The sequence below is a fragment of the Ureaplasma zalophigenitalium genome, assembly GCF_025780055.1.
Taxonomy (GTDB): Bacteria; Bacillota_I; Bacilli_A; order Mycoplasmatales; family Mycoplasmoidaceae; genus Ureaplasma; species Ureaplasma zalophigenitalium.
In genome coordinates this window covers 62,012-84,629 of record NZ_JAOXHJ010000004.1, presented here as the reverse complement: position 1 = coordinate 84,629, position 22,618 = coordinate 62,012, and the positions used below count along the sequence as shown (strand labels likewise).

The 22,618-nt window shown below is 30.8% G+C and carries 21 protein-coding genes and 1 tRNA gene; 12 read left to right on the top strand and 10 right to left on the bottom strand.

The window, feature by feature from the left end; all coding sequences use genetic code 4:
* Nucleotides 1–2 precede the first annotated feature (2 nt).
* Nucleotides 3–863 (top strand): 5'-3' exonuclease, encoded by an 861-nt coding sequence (locus OF365_RS02255; protein ID WP_263817990.1) that lies wholly within the window; start codon nt 3–5, stop codon nt 861–863.
* Nucleotides 864–880: 17 nt separating this feature from the next.
* Nucleotides 881–1,717: a DNA-formamidopyrimidine glycosylase gene (gene mutM / locus OF365_RS02250; RefSeq protein ID WP_263817989.1), complete on the top strand. Its 837-nt coding sequence runs from the start codon at nt 881–883 to the stop codon at nt 1,715–1,717.
* Nucleotides 1,718–1,747: 30 nt separating this feature from the next.
* Here mutM and OF365_RS02245 read toward each other — a convergent pair whose 3' ends face one another.
* From OF365_RS02245 to OF365_RS02235, 3 genes are all read right to left on the bottom strand, one after another.
* Nucleotides 1,748–2,710: a 6-phosphofructokinase gene (locus OF365_RS02245; RefSeq protein WP_263817988.1), complete on the bottom strand. Its 963-nt coding sequence runs from the start codon at nt 2,708–2,710 to the stop codon at nt 1,748–1,750.
* A 581-nt stretch (nt 2,711–3,291) separates the two neighbouring features.
* Nucleotides 3,292–3,918: a class I SAM-dependent methyltransferase gene (locus OF365_RS02240; RefSeq protein ID WP_263817987.1), complete on the bottom strand. Its 627-nt coding sequence runs from the start codon at nt 3,916–3,918 to the stop codon at nt 3,292–3,294.
* A gap of 2 nt (nt 3,919–3,920) precedes the next feature.
* Nucleotides 3,921–4,532, bottom strand: coding sequence for a class I SAM-dependent methyltransferase (locus tag OF365_RS02235; RefSeq protein ID WP_263817986.1), 612 nt, complete (start codon nt 4,530–4,532; stop codon nt 3,921–3,923).
* Between the two features lie 91 nt (nt 4,533–4,623).
* Here OF365_RS02235 and OF365_RS02230 point away from each other — a divergent pair.
* Nucleotides 4,624–4,705: transfer RNA gene (locus OF365_RS02230), tRNA-Leu, on the top strand.
* A 20-nt stretch (nt 4,706–4,725) separates the two neighbouring features.
* On the opposite strand, the gene dnaG is transcribed toward OF365_RS02230, so the two are convergent.
* The 5 genes from dnaG to ybeY are packed head-to-tail and all read right to left on the bottom strand — an operon-like array spanning nt 4,726 to nt 10,046.
* Nucleotides 4,726–6,546 (bottom strand): DNA primase, encoded by a 1,821-nt coding sequence (dnaG, locus tag OF365_RS02225; RefSeq protein ID WP_263817985.1) that lies wholly within the window; start codon nt 6,544–6,546, stop codon nt 4,726–4,728.
* Nucleotides 6,539–7,951 carry a glycine--tRNA ligase gene (locus OF365_RS02220; protein ID WP_263817984.1) on the bottom strand — a complete coding sequence of 471 codons (1,413 nt, stop codon included), beginning with the start codon at nt 7,949–7,951 and terminating at the stop codon, nt 6,539–6,541. The genes dnaG and OF365_RS02220 overlap by 8 nt, the downstream gene beginning before the upstream one ends.
* 13 nt (nt 7,952–7,964) lie before the next feature.
* Nucleotides 7,965–8,681, bottom strand: coding sequence for a DNA repair protein RecO (gene recO / locus OF365_RS02215; RefSeq protein WP_263817983.1), 717 nt, complete (start codon nt 8,679–8,681; stop codon nt 7,965–7,967).
* A gap of 14 nt (nt 8,682–8,695) precedes the next feature.
* Nucleotides 8,696–9,610: a GTPase Era gene (era, locus tag OF365_RS02210; RefSeq protein WP_263817982.1), complete on the bottom strand. Its 915-nt coding sequence runs from the start codon at nt 9,608–9,610 to the stop codon at nt 8,696–8,698.
* The gene (gene ybeY, locus OF365_RS02205; protein WP_263817981.1) at nt 9,603–10,046 is read right to left on the bottom strand and encodes an rRNA maturation RNase YbeY; all 444 of its coding nucleotides are present in this window, start codon (nt 10,044–10,046) and stop codon (nt 9,603–9,605) included. Before ybeY ends, era begins: the two co-directional genes overlap by 8 nt.
* Nucleotides 10,047–10,197: 151 nt before the next feature.
* On the opposite strand from ybeY, the gene OF365_RS02200 reads away from it, so the two are divergent.
* Together OF365_RS02200 and OF365_RS02195 are read left to right on the top strand one after the other, a co-directional pair.
* Nucleotides 10,198–13,164: a hypothetical protein gene (locus tag OF365_RS02200; RefSeq protein WP_263817980.1), complete on the top strand. Its 2,967-nt coding sequence runs from the start codon at nt 10,198–10,200 to the stop codon at nt 13,162–13,164.
* Nucleotides 13,165–13,179: 15 nt separating this feature from the next.
* Complete coding sequence (locus tag OF365_RS02195; RefSeq protein WP_263817979.1) at nt 13,180–13,701, top strand: adenine phosphoribosyltransferase; 522 nt, start codon at nt 13,180–13,182, stop codon at nt 13,699–13,701.
* 47 nt (nt 13,702–13,748) lie between these two features.
* Here the strand turns inward: OF365_RS02195 and hemW are convergent, their stop codons facing one another.
* Together hemW and OF365_RS02185 are read right to left on the bottom strand one after the other, a co-directional pair.
* Nucleotides 13,749–14,825, bottom strand: a complete 1,077-nt coding sequence (hemW, locus tag OF365_RS02190) for a radical SAM family heme chaperone HemW (protein WP_263817978.1) — start codon at nt 14,823–14,825, stop codon at nt 13,749–13,751.
* A 4-nt stretch (nt 14,826–14,829) separates the two neighbouring features.
* Nucleotides 14,830–15,045, bottom strand: coding sequence for a hypothetical protein (locus OF365_RS02185; protein WP_263817977.1), 216 nt, complete (start codon nt 15,043–15,045; stop codon nt 14,830–14,832).
* An 81-nt stretch (nt 15,046–15,126) separates the two neighbouring features.
* On the opposite strand from OF365_RS02185, the gene OF365_RS02180 reads away from it, so the two are divergent.
* The 7 genes from OF365_RS02180 to OF365_RS02150 all read left to right on the top strand — a co-directional run bounded on the left by OF365_RS02180 (nt 15,127) and on the right by OF365_RS02150 (nt 22,614).
* On the top strand, nt 15,127–15,708 hold the full coding sequence (locus tag OF365_RS02180) for a hypothetical protein (protein ID WP_263817976.1): 582 nt from the start codon (nt 15,127–15,129) through the stop codon (nt 15,706–15,708).
* 103 nt (nt 15,709–15,811) lie between these two features.
* Complete coding sequence (rpsU, locus tag OF365_RS02175; protein ID WP_263817975.1) at nt 15,812–15,985, top strand: 30S ribosomal protein S21; 174 nt, start codon at nt 15,812–15,814, stop codon at nt 15,983–15,985.
* 60 nt (nt 15,986–16,045) lie between these two features.
* A complete protein-coding gene (gene argS, locus OF365_RS02170) occupies nt 16,046–17,710 on the top strand; it encodes an arginine--tRNA ligase (protein WP_263817974.1) in 1,665 nt (554 codons plus the stop codon).
* 3 nt (nt 17,711–17,713) lie between these two features.
* Nucleotides 17,714–18,982: a phosphoglycerate kinase gene (locus OF365_RS02165; protein ID WP_263817973.1), complete on the top strand. Its 1,269-nt coding sequence runs from the start codon at nt 17,714–17,716 to the stop codon at nt 18,980–18,982.
* A 15-nt stretch (nt 18,983–18,997) separates the two neighbouring features.
* Complete coding sequence (locus OF365_RS02160) at nt 18,998–20,092, top strand: M42 family metallopeptidase (protein WP_263817972.1); 1,095 nt, start codon at nt 18,998–19,000, stop codon at nt 20,090–20,092.
* 163 nt (nt 20,093–20,255) lie between these two features.
* Nucleotides 20,256–21,110, top strand: a complete 855-nt coding sequence (locus OF365_RS02155; protein ID WP_263817971.1) for an ABC transporter ATP-binding protein — start codon at nt 20,256–20,258, stop codon at nt 21,108–21,110.
* Nucleotides 21,111–21,120: 10 nt separating this feature from the next.
* Nucleotides 21,121–22,614, top strand: coding sequence for an ABC transporter permease (locus tag OF365_RS02150; RefSeq protein ID WP_263817970.1), 1,494 nt, complete (start codon nt 21,121–21,123; stop codon nt 22,612–22,614).
* Nucleotides 22,615–22,618 lie beyond the last annotated feature (4 nt).

The following is a 22,618-nucleotide window of genomic DNA, read 5'->3' as shown; positions in this document are numbered from 1 at the left end:
TTATGAGTAAAAAAGCCTTTGTTCTCGATGCGAGTGCGTTAATTTATCGCGCATATTTCGCTTCATATAAGCAATTAGAATATAATCGCGCTCACAATATTCCCGCTAATAATGCGATTAGATTAGTTGGGAGAATGTTGAAAAACATTATGCAGTTTGATACTTACGACTACGCATTAGTTGCTTTGGATAGCCCGCAACAAACACTACGCAAAGATGCTTATAATGACTACAAAAAAGATCGTAAACCGATGGATGCAGAGTTAGTGATGCAATTAGAGCCAATTAAGGAGTTATTCCATATTTTAGGATTAAAAACCTTTGTTTTTCCCGGATATGAAGCAGATGATATTGTCGGTTCTTTTGCTCATTTTTGCAATGATAAAAACATCAAAGTTGATGTTTTTTCATCAGATAAAGATTTATTACAATTAGTAAATGAATTAACCCAAGTGCATTTATTTAAAACAGGGATGAGTGTTTTACAAACTAATGATATGCAAAACTTTGCTGCGCAAAACAACGCTTTACAGCCTGCACAAATTATTGATTTTAAAGCTCTAGCTGGTGATAGTTCTGATAATTTAACAGGGGTTCGAGGTATTGGCAAACAAACAGCCCTTAATCTTATCTTGAATTTTAATAACCTGGACAACATTTATAATAATCTTGATAAGTGTTCAAAAAGTGTTCAAACTAAATTAATCAATGATAAAGACAATGCTTATTTGTGTTACGAACTAGCTAAAATAAAAACTGATTTATTAAAAGAAGCAACCTTAGAAGAATTTCTGGTCAACGAAATCAATGAAGAAGCGTTGTTGGATTTTTCGATGCGGTGAAAAATTAATCTTAATTATTAAAATATAAGGAGTAAATTATGCCTGAACTACCAGAAGTCCAAGTGATTGTTAATCATTTAAACCAATTAGTTTTAAATAAAAAAATTCAAACAGTGGAAGTTTTTTTGCCAAAAATTTTAAAAAACCGAACTGAGAATGAATTCGTTAACGAGTTTGAAGGCCGTGAAATTTTAAAAATTGAGCGACACGGGAAATACCTTCTTTTCTTTATGGATAATAATAATGTGCTTGCAGTGCATTTGCGTATGGAAGGGAAGTTTTTTTATTTAGAAAAAAACGAGTTTGTAAACCAAGCTCATGCGCACGTTATTTTTTATTTAGATAATGATTACAAATTGGTTTATTATGATACCCGCCAATTTGGTACTTTTCATGTATACTCACAAACTGATTATTTGATTTCAAAAGAATTACAAAAAGTCAATAAAGATCCCTTGGATCCAAGTGTAGATGCTAATTTCTTTTATCAACAATTAAGCAAAGCTAACAAGGATATCAAAACCTTATTATTAGACCAAACAAAAATTAGTGGAATTGGGAACATTTATGCCAATGAGATTTTATTTGCTTGTCAAATCCATCCAGCAAGCAAGGCTAACAGGTTAAAAAAAGAAGACTTTACCAACCTTTATAATCACGCAAAAAAGATTTTAAAAACATCAATTGAACATAACGGAACTTCAATTCACTCTTTTAAAGTTGATAAAGATCAACAAGGGTCATACCAATCTTTTTTAAAAGTTCATGGTCGTGATAAGCAAAATTGTTTATCGTGCTCAGGTGTAATCATGAAAATTAAATTAAACGGACGAGGTACTTATTTTTGTCCAGAATGTCAAAAACTGAGAAAATAAAAACCGCAGCAATCTACATTGTTGCGGTTTTTATTTGATAATGCTATAAGGAAGAATCTGAATATCTGATTTATCGTTTTGATTGATGGCAACAAAAAAGTTGTTACTAATTGTAATGTTGGGACAATTTGTTAAGAAATTAAATAATACTTGTGCTGCGTTTGCACAAATGATTTGATCGATCTCAGCAACGTCGCACCCACGTTGTAAATAAGAAAAAAAGATGGGTCGGCGGACAATTATGTCGGGAAAATTTAACTGTATAGCTTGGTTAATTTCCTCATATTCCTTAGAATTATAAATTAATTCTTTTACAACAATTAGTGGATCATATTTTTGACTAGTATGTAATTTCCTGTAGATTTCTTGGCAAATAGCCTCTGGAGTTAATTTCTCATTAATAGTTCTAATTGTCAGTAATGGTTGTAAATTACCTATTGATGCGTCTAATAAGTAGGGATGATGACGCCCCATGATTTCGATCAGGCATAAAGCTTGGTGGGCCTGATTAGTATATTTTAAATTACGAAGCAGGGAGTGGTTAAACAGAGCAGCCGATAAGGAACCAATAGTATAAAACACTTCCTGCAAGTCGTTATCAATAGAAAAGGGTACTGTAATGACATTAATAACAGTATGTAAACTAATGACTTTTGCAGCAGCCATGCTTCCATTCCCGCCCAAAATAATCAAATGTTGGATTTGTGCTTGTTGCAGGTTTTGGATAATTGTTTGCAAAGAAATTTTATCTTCTTGCAAAGGTTTTTTTAGTCGTGAAGAACCTAAAAAGGTGCTTGGTTGATCAACAAATTGCAAATAATCACAATTTTCATCAATAGGGAAAATCTGGTTTTTAATTAATCCATTAAGACCGTTAGAGCATAAATAAACAGAGTATTTATCCCGTAATAAAGTAATGCTTTTGGCCAAAAAAGTATTCATTCCTGGAGCGTCACCGCCTGAGGTTAATAATAAAATATGTGGTTTATGCATGATTAAATCCTTGATACTCTTAAATTAATACAATGTCTTATGACATAAGACATTAAAAAAGTTAATTGGAAGCAAATCGCTGAGGAAAATAAAATTCTTTTAATTGTTAAAAGTTAAAAAAGGCATTTATAACCTTGTTGTTTGCTAATAATTAATGGTTGTAATAAAAAGGATCCTAGGGATCCTTTCATAAGGCTAGCTGATAAATATTGTTTAAGTCACAGCGATTAATCTGATTAAAAATTAGATTAAAAAGCTAGGAGGAGTAATAATAAATTACTAAGAGATTTTTACTCATAGATATTTTTATCTAACGAAAATGTTTTTTAACATTAAATAATATCGAGCGTGCTTTTTAAAATATGCATTTGTACGCGGACATAAAGGAATTTTGTATATTAATAGAATGTTTCAAAATTTTTCACACTTTTTAAAAATCAATAATTAACAAAGAAGTAAAAACCCGTTAATGTTATACAGAGCTAAATTGATGTCCATTACAATATTATAACCTGTTTATAGGTTTATTGAATGTCAAAATGTTGATAATCTAGTTTGTTAATAAACTAAACTCTCGGTATCTATTTTTTAACTGCTTGAATAATAATATAGCCCTTGTCTGGTTCAAAAATAATGCTTAGATCAGAAAAACCAGCATCATTAATTTCTGACATTAAAACAAATTCATCAACGATTTTTAAATTGGGGACATGCGCTCATTCTAATTGTTTTTGTTTTCCGCTTGCAATTAAGCAAAAACGACCATTTGGTTTTAATAACCGGTAAATGTTTTTAAAAGCAGCGGGGTGGTCGTTTCAAAAATAAATTGTACAAAAAGCAGTGATTAAACTAAATGTTTCACTTGGTGCATCAAAGTTTTCGATATTGGCTTCTTGAATGCATACACGGTCGTTCTTTATGCCTAAATCATTCACTTCTCGTGAAACTTTACATGACATAATTGAAATGTCGATACCTGTGACATGCTCAGCCTTGGCAGACATATACTTAATATTTGCACCACCACCACAACCAACATCTAAACACCGATCATCGTTTTGGATATTGAATTGAGAAAATCCCCAAGCAGCAATAGTTTGATGGTGCTCATTCATATCTTTTAAGATATTATAACCAGCTTCATCATTAGTAGGATTACCAAAAGAATCATTAGTTATGTTAACATTTGTTTTATTTGTTTTATCCATAATTATTTAACTCCTTGAATCATCAAACGTTTTGTATTTGGTTGGTATTTAATATTGAGTTGATTAAAACCAATTACCTTTAATTTAGCTAATAGTTCGTATTCATCTATCACTTTAAAATTATTAACATGTTTCCATTGATCTTGTCAATTATCTTTATTGGTTGCAATCATAACATAAAAGGCTCCACCTTTATTTAAAATGTTATAAATCTTTTTTAAATCGTAATCTAAATCATCCCAAAAATAAATAGTTGAAAAAGCGGTAATTACATTGAAATAATCACTGGGGAATTCAGCATCTTCAATACTTATATTACTGATGTGTAATTTTTGAGATCGACAAGCTGTGGCATTATAAAATCGGGTTACTTCACAAGCCTTTTTACTAATGTCAATAGCGTGAACTAAAGTAGCTCGTTTAGCTAGTTCTCCAGCGTTATACCCTCCACCGCAACCGATGTCTAAGCAAACATCCGTTGATAAAATATTAACGTTTTGAAAGAAGAAATCACTAATGTGTTTATGACTATCATTCATTCTTAATAATGTTTTTTTACCGTCATCATCATCCTGTGGATAATCAAATCTTTCTGTATCATTTTTATTATTCATAAGTTTACACTCCTTTTTAATACAAAATATTGGTTTTATACCAAATTAATTTGACAAAGCCAATACGAATTAATTATAATATATTAGTCTTGCTCAATTGGCGAAATGGCAGACGCAGTTGACTCAAAATCAACCGAGAAATCATATGGGTTCGAGTCCCTTATTGAGCACCATTAATAAAAAACCTGAGGATTTAAAAATCACTCAGGTTTTTCTTTCGTTTTAGAAAAGGGATTGTATCTTTAATTGCTCAGTTTTCAAAATCCTGCAAGGCCATAGGTATTTCGTTTTCAGAGGTTTTTCATGGCCATTTATTTAAGGGATTAATTAAATAGTTTTGTACTTGTTCGTACAGGATGTTAGTGGCCTGATCATATTCGGTATTATCCCAGTTGTTTAGAAACCAATGATATTTAGCATCAACATTATCCGCTTCCAAAACACTTAAATATAAAGCGTCGAAATAATCTAACAATGCAATATATTCATTTAATAAAACTAAACGTTTTTCATCATCTAGAACCGCTACAACACGATCATAGCATAGTTTGGATTGCAAAATAGCTGCAAACAGCGCACAAACGTTAATTGAGTTGGCTATTATATAACGATCATTAAAACGATAATTAGGTGTTTTTGTTTTTTTAATAGGCTGTTTTAATTTCTGATTATTGGCGCTAGGTTTTGTTAAGAAGCGATATATTTCGCGATAGGCTAAATCTATTGAATATTGTGGTTCAAATTTTAAAAATAACTCCGCGTATATTGAAATATAGTTCTGATCACCATCAGCTCCTATATGATCAAAAAAGTCTTTTTTGATTGCATTTTTTTTAATTAAATCTTCAGTTTGTGTATATAAATCTGCTAAGTATCGCAAATAAAAAACACTATAATGGTCATACTGACCTAACAATATTTGTAGTTTGTTTTCACCTTCATGAACTAAAACATCGTTAAAATCTTTATATTTATTTTCTGTTTGGTTAAGAACAAACAACTCAAAACCTTGTTGTTTTAATTGATGAATGTACTTTAGTGTAACTTCTAAGCCGGCAGCATCGTTATCGAATGCCAGAATTAATTTTTTAACACCAACACTCTTTAACAGACGTAAATGATCATTAGTTAAAGCTACACCCATTGTGGCAACAATGTTTTTTATACCTGATTGATAGGCACTAATAACATCAAAAAACCCTTCACAAATATATAAAGCATGATGTTCGCCTAAGTTTTGCTGAGCTAAAAATAAATTGTATAGAGTCTGTTTTTTGATAAAAACTTTAGATTCTCGCGTATTCATATACTTACTAGCTTGTTTATTGTTTAAAGATCTCCCGCTAAAACCGATGACATTATTTTTGACATCTGTAATAGGGAAAATAATCCGATCAAAAAAGTAGTCTCGATATTCAGCTTGTTCGTCAAGATTAAGAATAGATGCTGTCTCTAAATTTTTTCAATTAAAAAAAGGATTTTCAGCAGCTAAATTCGGCTGCACTTTTTTTAAAACTTGTGTTAGAAGATTGTGTTTAGGAGCATAACCTAAACGAAAAAGCTCAATCATTGTTGGAGCAATTTTTCTATCAATTAAGATTTGACGGACATCTTGATATTTCACATCATTTAATCACATTTGAAAATATACTAAAACTTGGGAATTTAGAAAATTAGTATCTGCTAATAGTTGCTCATAAGGTGTCTGTTTTTTAAGATTTTTTAACAAATCTGGGTCAAGATTATGATCATGAACAATTTTAATGGCTGCTTCTTGGTAGGAAATATTGTTTTTTTCGGCAACAAACTTAATACCATCACCCGCTTGATTACATGCAAAACATTTAAAAATTTGCTTTTGATTGTTAATTGATAAAGATGGTTTGGTATCGTTGTGAAATGGACAAATAGCAATATAATTATTCCCCTTTTTAGTGATATGAATATATTGCTTGATGATATCTGATATTTTTACCTGCGCACGAATATTGTCAAATAAATTTAAATTACTCACAGTTAAAGTTGCTGTGTCCTTGTTTTGATAAAAAAGCAGGTAATTCTTCTAGAGTAATTCGTTTTTGGTTCATTGAATTACGTTCACGAATTGTGAACGATATAATTTCCTGGTTTTCATTAAAACTATCAAAGTCAACTGTTAAACAATAAATAGTCCCAATAGCATCCTGTCGACGGTAGCGTTTACCAATTGACCCAGCAGCATCAAAAGTCATTACAATGTCTTGGTTTAATAATTTTTGATAAAACTTAAATGCTTGATCTTTAAACTTGTTTGATAAAGGGAGAACCGCTAACTTATATGGGGCTAGTTCGTATGGCAAGTTAAAAACAATTCTTTCTTCATCATCAGCTAAAGATTCGATTAATAAATGATTAGTTGCAATGGCATAAAACAAACGTTCCACACCAACTGATGGTTCAACAACGTGTGGGACAAATTTTGTTTTAGTATTTTCATCTAAGTAAGTTAAATCCTTTTTAGACAATTGCATATGTTGATTTAAATCGTAATCACCACGATAGGCAAGACCGTATAATTCTTGAAAACCAAATAAAAATTCATATTCAAAATCAATAGTTTTAGCAGAATAGTGAGCTAATTCTTCTGGTGAATGCTCATGTTTACGAATTTTGTCTTCATCTAAATTACATTCTTTAGTCAATCAGTTATAAATTTTGTTTTCATATTGATCAAAAACATTATAAGCATCATTTGCGTGCAAGAAATACTCAATTTCCATTTGTTCAAATTCACGAGTTCTAAAAATAAAATTTCCAGGTGTAATTTCGTTACGAAAAGACTTACCAATTTGAGCTACCCCAAACGGCAGGTGTAAACGCATTGCACGTTGAATATTTTTAAAGTTAACAAAAATACCTTGAGCTGTTTCGGGACGTAGATAAACGATATTTTTGTTATCATCTATAACGCCCATATTTGTCTTAAACATTAAATTAAAATATCGAACATCTGTTCAGCTTTGTTGTTTACAATTTTCACATTTGATAGCAAACTTAACCAAGGCATTTTGAATATCTTGATTGCTTGTTTTTTCATTAATCAAATCACTTTGTGCAATTTGGTTAATCATTTTATCTGCTCGGTATCGTGTTTGGCAATTTTTACAATCGATCAGGGGGTCACTAAAATTATCTAAATGGCCACTTGCTTGTCAAACTAAAGGGTTATTAATGATGGCTGAATCTAAACCATAAACATCCGGCGTACGATTGACAAAGTGTTTTCATCATAAATTCTTTAAATTATTTTTCAGTATGACTCCTAGTGGACCATAATCCCAAGCATTAGCTAATCCGTTATATATTTCTGAGTTAGCAAAAACAAAACCAGTTTGTTTTAAATGATTAACAATATCTTCTGCTTTTTTGAAACGTTGCATATATTAAGCTCCTTTATTTTTTAACGAAGTTTTTTAAATAATCAATATAAGGAATATAAAGACCGAGTTTATTTGCCAATATATGATTAAGATACTTCATTAAATTAATTGCGTCTTTTTGTGGAATTACTATTTTTTTATTAAATGCATCCATGCTATTTAGTATATAAAAATATTTAATTAATGCATGAGATAAAATGAAATGTGGCTCATTCTTGAAACAATTTGCACAAATTAACCCCAAATGAGATTGGTCAAATGTCAAAATTCTCTTGTCATTTTGACAATGGACACAATTTCTAAAAGAAAATAAGATGCCCTCTCGTTTAGCAAATTGGATCATCGTGTATAAACTTAAGACATACGGATCAACATCTTGGATAATTCAAGCCAGAATTTCTTGATAGAAGTTAAAAGTTTGTTGATTAGTCTCACGCAAACTACTGATTAAATAGTTTAAAACTAACAAAGCAAAATGGTTCTCATATGTATAGTCAATACGATGGAGTGCCACAACTTTTTTTAACTTACCTAATTTATTTGGTGTTGTAGAATGAAAGAATTCAAATTCTAAATAATTACCAAAAAACAGACTACGAGAATTTTTTGATGTAATTCGTTTAACTCCTGGGGCATACATAGTAAACAAATTACCATATTCATTTAAAAATGTGAGAATTTCGTCAAAATAATTGAAATCTGTTTTTTTAACGAGATAACCTCGTGTCACGACTAAACCCATGACTAGGATTTTTTGTTTTTATAACCCAAGGAGTTCAAGGTAGCAAAAGAATTTCGTCAGTTTTTTTCAACTTTTGCAAATAAATGTAATTGAATCCGTGCATCATAAATACTACTTATTTTTTTAACACTATTTACACGAATGTTTTTAATCATGGTTCCATTTTTACCAATGATAATCGGCTTATGTGATTCTTTTTCAACAATTAAGCTGGCTGCGATTTTTCAGATTTGTTGTTCAGGTTGATACTCTTCGCTTTCGATTTGTACACCAACACCATGTGGCACTTCCTTGTCTAATAGAATTAGACATTGTTCACGAATAATTTCACTAATTAAAAATAAATCATCTTGTTTGTATTGTTGACCAAATCACTCATTAATTGGTGAAGGAGTGATTTGCATTTTGATTAGTTCAATTAGTTTATCAATATTAATTTTATGTAATGCACTAATTTGAATAGTATCGATAAAATTAATAGATTGCTTTAGCAAATTAATTCTTTCATCAATTAAGGATTGGTTCAAGGCTGTTTCTGCTTTATTTACGACTAAAATAATTTTTTTGTTTCGCAGGTTTTGTAATAATTCGATGATTTCATTATCCTCAGGACTTAATGGTCGGGACATATCTGTTAAAAATAAAATATACTCCGCTTTTTCGTAAGCTTGTTTAATTTCTTGGTTTAAAAATTCATCCAATTTATAATGGGGGTTTAAATACCCTGGGGTATCAGTAAAAACAAATTTACTATCATCATCTTCATAAACAACACTAATGGCATTTCTTGTTGTTTGTGGTTTAGCTGTCACTATACTAGTTAATGAATTTGTTAATTCGTTCATTAATGATGATTTACCTACATTGGGTTTACCAATAATCGCAATATTGGCATATTTTATTTCTGTTTTACTCATGGCGTGTAATTCCTAATTTGTTTAATATTTCTTCTTGTAAACCAAACATAACTTGTTCATCTTTGGTAGTTAGGTGATCATAACCTAACAGGTGTAAGATTCCGTGCGTGATTAAAAAACATAATTCACGTTTGAACGAGTGTTGATAAGTAATGGCTTGTCGTTGAGTTTGAGGCACACAAACATAAACTTCACCTAAAATCGGACTGAAATGGCTAGGATCACTTTCTAGTGAAACTACATCAGTAATTGCGTCTTTTTCGCGGTAATTAAAATTAATCTCTCGAATTTCATCATCATCCACAAAAAAGAGTTCAAAAATTCGGTCACTCGGTAATTTTAAATGAGCTTCGATTGTTTCGATCAACATTTTAATTAATGGTTCATATTTAGATAAGTTAAAATCAGCGCTTTGGTTGTATAGACTATAAATCATGCGGCCCCTTTTTTCATTTTTTCATCTTTCTTTTAATATAATTATAATAAACATAAACTGGTATATATCGAAAAAAGTCAAATATGCATAATGTTTATAATATAATTATGATTTATAGTGCCATAAAAACATGTTTAGAGGAATGATTATTTTGAGAGTCAAACAATTAATGAAAAATAATTCACGAATAAATAAAAAAGCGTTGTTATGAAGTGGAATTGGATTAATTGCCGCAGGTAGTGTAGCTGGAGTAGCAGCCGGAAGTGTTTATGTCCAAGAACATTTAAAGTCAACAAATGGATTGGATGATAAATTTATCACTCAAACTCAATGATTTTCACCCACACCAGTAAATCACGCTTCTAATCAACAACAACATATAGCACAATTGTCAAAATTAGATTTTCACTTATTGAATGCACAAAGTCAAATAGATGGCAAGATCGCAAATTTCTTTTACGATTATAGTTTAAATGGGACATATGCAGATTTAGATTACCGATATATAACTAAACAAGAAGAGAAGGTAGCTGCTAAACTTGCTTTATTGCGAACTTTTAGTACATCTAATCGTTTAGAACTACAAAACATTTCTGGATTATTAGGATCAACAATTCATAAAACAACAAAACTTAATGATCAACAATTTGATGAACAAGATTTTTTAATTTTAAACCAAAAAGAAGCTTGATTAAGTTTGCAAAACAACAGTTTAACTAATTCTTTGGAATTAAAAATTAAGGTTCCTACTAAGGATAATCAAGATTTTAGTTTAGACACTTTTGATGCTCAATTTAAAAGTGTTGCAGGCGATGCTAAAACGGTTGCTAGCCGTGATGAAATACTGCAGAATTTAAGTAAAGATCCTAAAAAATTAACAAAACCCGAAAACATTTGATTATTGTGAGCTAATCGTGATGCTTTAATTATGAAACTTAATTCATTAGCCTTACTGGCGTATGCTCATGAACAAAAGAACATAGTTAATCAAGAAATTTGAGATATCATTGATGGTCAATATCAAATAGCATCTAGTAATGATGCTGAGCGTCAATACATGAGTTTTGTGATTGGTTCGAAAAAACCTATTAGCGATTTTTTAATTGATGAGAAAACTCTAAGTTATCAAAAACCGGTTCAAGAAGACCAATTATTAACCTTATTGCAAACTTTTTATACTTCGCAGTATTACTCACCTAGCAACAACCAATTCAATTTTAATCAACCACAAGGCCCAACAAAATTAAAAGATCAAGAAATGTTTTATTCTTGAAACTTAAAACAATTATCATTGATCAGTCCCTATGTTATAAGTATTGATTACGCCTCTTTCTATCATTATTTTAAAGCAGATCAACAAAACCAATACCATACTAAGGAATTTCTAATCAGTCAAAAAGCAGATCATCATACCAATAGTTATTTTAATAACTTAGTTAATTTTAAAAAGTACTTCCACAATGCTTATGCTTATAACGATTTATTAACAGCTCATAATCCTTTGATTGCTAAGAAACAATATGCACAAGCTTTTGTTAAATATGTTGAACGAGCAAGTCATTTGCAAACAATCCACAATCATAAATTAATGACTAAACTATCAAACCAACAAAGTATTTTAATCGGTTTAAGTGTAATTATTCTTTTGATTGGTATCATCGTGAGTGTTCTGTATAAACTCGCAGGTTTATTAAATGCTTTATTAATGTTCTTTAGTTATGTTTTAGCATTAGTTTTTTTAATTAAATTTAATACTGGTTTTAGCGCTGAAACATATGCAGCCCTGTTTGTTTTTAATATTTTAAACCTATTTGGCTTAATGCAACTAAATAAGGGAATGCAATTTTTCTTGCAGCAAGGTTATTCGTATAAAAACGCCTTGGTTAAAAGTTTGAATGATCAATGGATTAAATATTTCTATTTATACATGTTAATGTTATTTTCTGGAATGGTTTTTATGTTCTTTAACGATCATACTAATCAGGCCTTTGGAACAAATGTCATGATTATTTTGTTCTCTTATTTCTTAATATCCTATATTGTCTTTTTAGGTATCTTATATTTATTAGCCATCGTTTGTGCAGAAAAACCTAATTGTCATTTATATAGAGAATATCTTGCTCATGCACTTTTAATTAACCAACAACAATTTGGCGTTTTTGTTCCTAAAACTAATTCACGATTACAGGCATTTATTGAACACATGCATCATAAAGCTTATTTAATTGCTACATTAGTTTTAATTGGATTAATCATTATTATTGGGATGTTGGTTTTAGGTTTAGTAAACCGTAGTCACGACTTCTTTGCTAATACATTAGTGCGTGGATACATTAGTGAACCAACCCCGATTGATGCTATTAATACGAAGTTATATCCATCAGTTGTCGGCACCCAAGTTATTAACCATACTACCGAAATTATTTTTGACACCCAAAGTGCAACCTATGTGGATGACTTAGATAAAATATCAGCGCAATTTCATTTAGTAATTAACTTACAAAACACAGCTTTTTGATTACAAAATGCGCGTATGAGTGTTTATAGTTATTTAATTATTTTCGTTATTGCTTTATGTTGAGGTATGATTTGGTTACGAATCACTTCAGCACTAGTCATTATCACAACCGTCTTTACTTTTGTTAGTGCAGGCATTGGTTTAGTGTATATAACACAAATCCCCATCAACGAATATAGTCTGATTGGTTTTAATACCTTTTTTATCTTGTTATTATTATTTATTTTTGTTTATCTTGGCCAAATTCGCATGCGAATTAATAGCAAACAAATTTATCAAAAAAGAGCACTAAAAAATCTTTTAACACAAGCAAGTGTTGAGAATTGAGTGGCTTATAATATAATTTATTATGTGATGCTTGCATCACTATTAATACTAATGTTCTTTCTTCCTGTTGATTTAATTATGATGAACTTAATCGTCTTTGTTAGTTTAGCTGTAATGTATCCTATTTTAGCGAATGTAATGCTGAAACTGAATATGGCAACAATTTTATTAGCCCAAAAAATTCGGTTAAAAACGTTAAATAGCCATCATAACCAACAATTTGGTTATGATAAATATGATGAACAAGAAATATTGAATATTAACAAATTCTAGGAGTTTAAAATGAGTATGCCCAAAATTGAATATGTAAAATCTTTGATTAAAGATGTCCCTGACTTTCCCAAGAAAGGAATTATTTTTAAGGATATTACACCAATCTTTATGCATCCCCAAGCTATGCAGGATGTAATTGATGCCTTTGCAGAATATGTTAACCAATTAAATGTTGACGTAATCGTAGGTGCTGAATCACGAGGATTTTTATTTGGTTTACCATTAGCTATGCAAATTAAAAAACCATTTATTTTAGTGCGTAAGCCAAATAAATTACCGCGTGAACACTTTACACAAGAATACGAATTAGAATACGGAAGTTCAAGCTTAGAAATGCATAAAGATGCAATTCAACCTAATCAACGTGTATTAATTGTTGATGATTTATTAGCAACAGGCGGCACTGTTCATGCAATTGAAGAGTTAGTAAAAAAAGCTCAAGGGCAAGTTGTTGGTTCTGTTTATTTGATTGAACTAACATTCCTAAACGGTCACGAAAAACTGTCTGCACCAACTTTCTCACTAATTAAATATTAATCTAAATTAGAAATGCTAAAAAAACAGGGTCAGTCCCTGTTTTTTGTTTATATAATCGGGAGGATAGTTTGGTTAAGTAAATCTAAACTTTCGGCATATAGCCGATTATCTTGTATATAATAATGTTCTAGTTGATTACGAAAGAACATAAAAGCTTCGTAAAATCTAGGTATCTTTAAATCTAACCCTTCAGCTAAACGTAGGCCCATAATTAATATTTGTTGATAATAATCATGGGTATTCAATTGTTTCGTTTCAATAGAGGGGTGGTTAATTCGTCCATTAAATTGGTAATAATATCGGTTTTCAAAACCGTGTGCTCCATAACCTAAAGCCATTCAATCCTTTGTTTGTCAATAAGCAAGATTATGTTGGCATTGGTATTTATTATCTAAAACTCAATTGCTAACCTCATAACGATGAAACTTTGCTGCATGAAATTTTTGTTCAATATATTCTAATTGGTCTGCTTCTTTATCAGGATCTATTGTACACCCTAGACGTTTGAGCAAACTATTAGATTTAATTTCTAATGCATAAAAAGAAACGTGGGGAATTTTGTGTTTTTTGAGAAAAATAAAAACATCATCAATATCTTGGAATGTCATATTTTGCAGATTATAAATAAAATCACATGATATGTTTGTAATACCGTTTTCTTGCAATAAATTAATAGCGAGACTTACATCTTGAATTGTGTGAATCCGGTTAACTTGTTTTAAAATTTTATTGTTTGTGGATTGAACGCCTAAACTAATTCGGTTTACTTTATTTTTTTTAAAAATATCAATTTGGGTCTGGTTGATTAAATCGGGATTGCATTCAATGCTAAATTCACAATCGTCATCTGCATAAGGCGCTAAAGCCTCTAAAAGTGTTGTAAGTTCGTTGTCAGATAAGCAATTAGGTGTGCCACCTCCAAGAAAGATGGTTTTAAATTGTTTTAATTCACATTGTGTATGCAAACGAGTTTGAATATCTATTAAATAATCATCGACAATGAATTGGGTTTGAGGAGTTTTTAAAATCCGCTTAAAATCACAATATGTACAAATGTGATTACAAAACGGAACATGCACATACAAATGTTCGGTTGTTTTCGCGAATATGGGTATTTGTTGCATATTTTTAAAACAGTGCTCCAGTTTGCAAGTGCACAATAAGTGCAACCAAAAGGGTAATACACAAACAGCAGCCAATAATCAAACTTAAAACAATGATCATTTTTTGTCATCAACGTAAACTTTGGCGTTTACGCTTGATTTTGTTTTCGTGATTTTGCAAATCCAGTAAAATATCATCGGTTGCAATTTCGTCACTGACAAATTTATCAGTAGGTTTCATATCTATCTTTCCTATATGTTTGTTTTTAACTCATTGTATTATTATATAATAATTACTAGTAAGAAATATAAAGAGGTTTATATGTCAAAAAATACAAATGTGAAATCATTGGGAAATAAAAAAGTTTTAACTAAATGATTTTATAAAGAAAATTACAAGATCGATCGAGCAATGAATATTCTTGTTGTCGCTTTTGCTTTTGCGTGTTTTGCGTGCGCTTTAATTGGCGCATGAAATCCAGAAGCATCTAAATGAATAATTGGTTTTGGTGCATTTATTATGTTTGCAGCAACTATTGTTGTCTTAGTATTAAGAACGATTAAATGAATGAATATTCATAAATGAACCAGAAAAGAAATTATTTGACAGTCTGTCATGTATAGTTTCTGGGGATTTGCATTATTTGGTTTATTATTTGGGTTAATCGTAACTGCTATTCGTTATGATGATGTAGTTATAATTAAACAATCATTAGGAAGAGAAAAAGCGGCTTTTATTCCGTTAACTGGTTTATCAGGTCATGCGGCTTTTGGTTCTTATTTAGCTGGATTATGAATTATGGTTATAGGAGTCGGTGCTGCTATGTTCGTTAGTGTATTCTACAATATGGCCCACCCCGTATTAAAAGAAAGTGAACAAGTGAATATCACTAAAAATAAATAATTAATAAAATAATTATTAATTAGGATAATTAAATAAAAAAGTTTTGTTAAATTAATATATAATTATAACATTGTTAGAATTTTAATAGAAATGTAGGTGAATTATGTCAAGAGGAGTTAACGTTGTTGAAGGCGATTTAGAAAAAGCTCTGAAGAAATTTAAACGTATTTCGAATGAAACTAAAAAAGATTCTAAACGTCATGAATACCATTTAAGACCAGGCCTACGTAAAAAAGAAAAAATTAAAGAGGCAAACAAATACCGTTCTAAGTATTAGAATCCATTCAACTCTTGCTGCAGGTATGAGTTGAATTTTTTTATCTTTATAGGAGTTTATATGATTATTGAAAAAATTAAAAAAATAATTGACTTTGCTTTAAGCAAAATAGGTGTAACGAACCACCCCTACATCATTGATAAGACAAGCAAAATTAACCACGGTGATTTTTATACTAACATAGCTTTAACGCTAAGTAAACAATTAAAACGTAAACCAATGGATATTGCCGAAGAAATAATAACCTTATTAAATAACGAACAAGAGTTGCTAAAATCAAATTTTTTAAATGTGCAAATTAGTGTTCCAGGGTTTATTAATTTTTTCATTAAACCAGATGATCATAACGTCTTATTAAATTTGATTTATCAACAAAAGAGTGATTTTCCTGTTTTTCCCAAGGAAAACAAAAAATATTTAGTGGAATATGTTTCAGCTAACCCTACTGGATTATTACACATTGGTCACGCTGCAAATGCTGTGTATGGTGATTTAATTTGTGCCTTATTAAAAAAATGTGGTTATGATGTGGTCAGTGAATATTACGTGAACGATGCAGGTAATCAAATTGATAAATTAGCAAGTAGTGTACTTGTTCGCTATTTACAAAGTTTTCAGCAACAGATTGAGCTAATCGATGATGCTTATCACGGACAAGAAATTTTTAGTGCAGCCGATGCTTTACGAGCGACTTACAAAGAACAATTTATAAATTTAAAATTAGATGAAGCATTTAATATTATTGATACTCAACAAGCCGAAATCCTTAAAAATTTCTGTGTTAAATTCTTTTTATCAGAAATTAAAAAAGATTTACTATCAATGCGTACTGAAATTCAACATTATACATCCGAAAAAACTATTCGCCAAACTGACTTGATTGACCAAACATTAGATAAATTAAAACCCTACACCTATGAACACGAAAAAGCTTTATGGTTAAAAACCACATCATTTAATGATGATAAAGACCGTGTGTTAATTAAATCAAACGGGTCAATGACCTATTTTTTGCCTGATATTGCCTATCATTACTACAAACTACAAACCCACAAACCCGATTTAATGATTAATTTGTTTGGTACCGACCATTTGGGTTATATAACTCGTTTAAAGGCAGGTGTAAGTTGTTTTGGTTTTAATCCTGACAACTTAATCATCCTAACTTCGCAAATCATGAAGTTAACAAAAAACAATGAAGAATTTAAACTTTCTAAACGTTCGGGACAATCTTTAACAATTCGTGATCTAATTGAAGTGATTGGCCCTAATGCTTTACGCTGATTTTTAGGGTCATCATCCATTAATACACACGTTGTAATCGATGTTGATGTTGCTTTAGCTAAGGATAATAATAATCCATTATTTTATGTCCAATATGCGCATGCTCGTTGTTTTTCGCTCTTAGATAAAAATAAAGACATAGTCCACCAAGTTAATGCTGATCTTTTAGTGCATGAAAAAGAGCGAGCTCTTTTAGACCAATTACATTATTTTAAAAAAACGATCAGTGTTGCTATGCAGACATTCAGTATGCATAAAATTGCTAATTATTTGTATGAATTAGCTAATTTATTACATAATTATTATGCAAACATAAAAATTATTGATCGTGATAATTTGCCTTTAACAAGTGCACGTTTAGGTTTAATTTACGCGATCAAACAAGTATTAAAAAACGGCTTAGCTTTATTAAAAATCCCAGCCGATGATGAGATGTATTAAGATATGGCAAATTATCATAAAAAGAAAATTATTAGTGATGTAGATGTTAATCACAAAACGGTGCTCGTACATTTAGATTTAGATGTACCATTAAAGAACGGGAAAATCATTAATGACCGAAAAATCAAAGCAGCTATGGCGACAATATTTTATCTATTGCGTCGAAATTGTAAGGTTATTATTTTATCGCATTTAGGTAATATAAAAAGTTTAAATGACAAAATTAGTAATAAATACAGTTTGAAAATTGTTCATGAATCTTTAGAAAAAAGGTTACAAAAACACGCTAATCGAGTAATCTTTAGTGAAGAAAACTATGGGGAAGAAGTAATTCGTTTAACCAATGCTTTGGAACCTAAGGATGTTTTATTATTAGAAAACACAAAATATTGCGATATAGCAACCACTGGGGAGTATGTGGGTTTTGAAACTCGAGGGGATCTTAATTTAGGAGCATTTTGAGCTTCTTTAGCAGATATTTTTGTAGAAGATGCCTTTTCGGTTGTGCATAAAAAATATGCTTCAAATTATGGGGTGGCTATAAATTCCAAAGAGAGTGCCATTGGTTTTTTAATCTCTAGCGAGTTGAACCACTTAGACTTAGCTTTAGAAAATCCTAAACGACCGTATCTAGCATTAATTGGTGGAAATTATGTCGCTGATAAAATGGGAGCCATCGAAGTCTTATGCGAACGTGCTGACCGTGTGGTTATTGGTGGTGCTTTAGTTTTTAGTTTTTTATATGCAAAAGGCTATGATGTAGGTTTAAACCATGTCGAACGTGATTATTTAGATGAAATCGGGGAATTACTTGAAGAATATGAGCACAAGATTCTATTAGTTTATGATTTTTTATGCAATAATGAAAAATCAGATACGCCACCGATATATTTAAAGATTGATGAAGGAATCAAAGGGTTTTATGGTTTAGATGTTGGCAAGCGATCATTAAGTTTAATTGAACGTGAAATTCGTAAAGCAAAAACCGTTTTATGAAATGGTTCGTTTGGTTTAATTGAAAACATACAACACTATGCATCAGGGACAATTCAGATTTTAAAAACGATTAGCAAATACTCACAGCATGGTTTATATAGTATTATTAGTGATAATAAAACATCCACAATTGCCGAATATCTAGGTCTAGATAGTTATTTAAACTTTATTTCCAGTGGTGGATCAGCATCGTTAGCCTATATTCAGGACACTGATCTTTATGGGCTAGCTGGGATTGATAACTATGTGCGTCGTACAACCGAGGATGAAGATTAATAAAAGGAGAATATAATGAAATTTATAGATAAAAAAATAATTAAAAATAAGTGCAAAGACTACATGCAAATTTATGGTATGTCGCGTTATGAAGAAAAAGTTGTTGATTATTTAAAAGCTAGTGTTAAAAATACAGGTTTAGAATATCAGCGTGATGCTTTAGGTTCAATTGTTTATTACAAACCATCAAAAGAACCTAATGCCCCCAAAGTTTTAATCGATGCCCATATGGACGAAGTTGGTTATGTCGTTAGCGAAATTACTGATGAAGGGATGTTATTAATCTCAGCTATGGGTGGTATTTGACCTAACGTAGTAATTGGCACACCCGTTAAATTAGTGTTGAAAGATAATAACATGATTAATGGAGTGATTGGTCATACATCAATCCATATTCTTGAAACTGAGAAACGCAAAGCAGCCTATGAGGCAAACGATTTATATGTTGACGCAGGATTTAAAAATAAACAAGAAGCAGTGGACTTAGGAATCAAGGCTGGTAGTTTAGTTTACTTAGCTAATACCGACATGGATTTTGTTAACGAAGACTATATAGTAGGTAAAGCTGTGGATAACCGGGTAAGTTGTGCAGTGATTGATTTATTGATTAATGAATTAGCTAAAAAAGATTTAGCTGTTAATGCTTATTTCTCACTAACTGCTCAAGAAGAAGTAGGTACACGTGGAGCGAAAACAACTGTTAGCTTAATTAATCCTGATGTAGCTATTATTTTAGATACAACTGCTAGTCATGACACATATAAAGCAATTAAAGGGACAACACGATTAGGTGATGGAATTGCTTTTAGAATTAAAGATAGCGAAACTTTAGCAAACCCTCGTTTATTAACTTATTTTGAAGAATTAGCTAGTCAAAAAAACATTCCTTGTTATCGTTATGTAGCTAAGGGTGGAGGTACGAATGCGGCCGAAATGCAATATAGTCCATTAGGCGGAAGTATTATTTTAGGTTTATCAATTCCCCAAAGATACTTGCATGCCCCAATTGGGGTGGCTGATGTCAAAGATATTCAAGCAGCTGCAAATTTAATTTATGAATTTTTAATTAATTTTAACGCTACAAAACTTAAAGAAATCAGCTATAACTAATTTATGTAATTAAAACAACCTGAACGGGTTGTTTTTGTTTTTTTATATTTAAAACCCCATCAAACGTACAAGGGGCTGTTTTTTACACACTTTTTTACAAAAAAATAATTAATAAACTATAATTTTAATAAGTTGGAAAGAATGTATAGGTATTTGTATGACAATGAAAAGATTTTCAAAAAACACCAATGAAAATGAGAGTATTAGTCCTGTTATTCAAAATATAGTTGATCAATTAAAACAGCGAGAAGCTAAGATTAAAAACCATCCTGTTATTCCTGTCCGTGAATATCAGGGTTATCATAAAATTATTGAAATTAAAAACCTAGATAAAGAGTTTAAAATAAAGAAAAATAAATTCAAAGCTGTAAATAATCTAAGTTTAAACCTTTATAAGAATTTAAATACCGCATTATTAGGTTCCAATGGTGCAGGTAAAACAACTACTGTTGAAATGATTGTTGGGATTTCCAAACCGTCTGCAGGGCAAATTAATTATCTATTTCCAGGTGTTGTTAACAATAAAATGGATGAAACCAAAATCGGTATTCAATTTCAAGACTCTTCATATCCACAAGGATTAACTGTGCAAGATGTTGTAGATACTATGAATCGTATTTATGGATCAAAAACAACAGGCAAGGAACTAGAATATTTAATTAAAGTTTTTGGGATTGACGAATTTTACTCAAACAAAGCCGCATCTTTATCGGGTGGGCAACACCAACGCTTGAACGCTCTTTTAGCCATTATTAATAAACCTGAAATGATTATTTTAGATGAATTAAGTACTGGGTTGGATTTAAAAATTAAAACCCGGCTAATTCATTTTATAAAAGATTATGCGAAAGAAATTAACTCGACAATTTTAATTATTTCCCATGATATCCGAGAAATTGAATTACTAGTTGACCGGATTATTATTATGAGCAAAGGCAAAGTCGTTTATGACCGCACTAAACAAGAGACAATTGAGTTATATGGAAGTCTTGAAAAATGTTTAGACGAATATATTTAGAGGTAAAAGTATGCTATTAACATTTGATAAAAAACCAAAAAAGAAAGAGTTTAACAGCACTTTTGCTGGAATTATTCAGATTATTAATAAACATTTTTGAAAAGCTTTTGTTGGTCCGTTTTTCGCATTTGGTTATCCTGTGATTTTTACTCTCATTTTAGGGACGATTTTTAATTATGAAATGATTCTTGGTGCCACGTTTTCGATCGGCCCTTTAGCTATTGCGTGTATTTCCCTACCCACAGCATTATTTGAGTTTAAAAAATCAACATTATTAAAACGAATCGGTGCAACTAATATCAAACCCATTAACTTCTTGTTGTTCACAGCTTCATATTATTTTTTGATCATGATTTTTTCTGGTTTATGAACCGCTTTAATCTCTCTCGTAATATTTGGCTCACGTTATTTTCAAGTTGGTAAAGAAATTTATTCTTTTAATCTAGGAGTGGGTGAAGATTTACAAAAAATTATTGTTCGCTCACCATCTTTAAAGGATTTATTTTCGCGGATTCATTGAGCCAGTTATATTTACAGTTTTATTGCATTAACAATAGTTTCCTTAGCTGTGGGTTTATTCATTGTTTCAATTTCTAAATCGATCTTAACAATCCAAGGCATCGGCTCAACTTTATTGATTTTCACAATGTTTTTATCAGGTCAAGTATTACCACTAGCGCAAATTGTCAAAGTGGAAGCTATGTGGTACCTTTCTTATCTCACCCCATTTAAATCGCCCATTATTCAAAACACAATGGCTTTTCAAGGGGTAACTCAGTCGACACAAAATTTCCTAGTGAACAATGAATGGGTTCCGTTTGAAAATAATTTATATACCCATGGGGAATACACAAAATTATTAGCTTCGCTAGGACAATATTTAAAAGTAGCTCATTTGGACCCACAAAACCCTTTATTTCAACAAGAAGCATTTGTTAGTGATATGACTCCCTTAAGTGCAAATCACCACAATGCTTTGGAATATGATAAATACAACATCTTTGATGTAAATAATGTTTATCAAACTATTAATCCTCTAAGTACAGGGCAGACGGCCAATGATCAATTTAAAAATATTTTAGATATTTCAATTAAAACTAATATTCGTACTTTAATGAACGCTGATGCCACGCCGAAGGAAATCGAGGAAGCACAAGGATTCTTATTAATGTTTGTGTGAGAAACGCCAAAATCAAACAACCCACAGGAAGTTGGGCAAGTATTAAGTCGAAACAACCAATATTTCCAAGAAATTAAATCTATAAATAGTCAGAGTGATTTTGCTGTATTGCATAAAAACTGGTTAGAACGAATTTTAGCTAACAAATTCATTCATAAGTATACAAACGCTTATGTTCAATATACACCTGATGCAATCTCAAATTCAGCATTTATTAAAATTGGCACAAAAGCAGAAAACATTTTAAACTTTATTCTTCCTTTTGCTTGATCATTCATCCTTTTAGGTTTTGCATCAAAATCATTCCGTTGAAATGCGCGATAAAAAA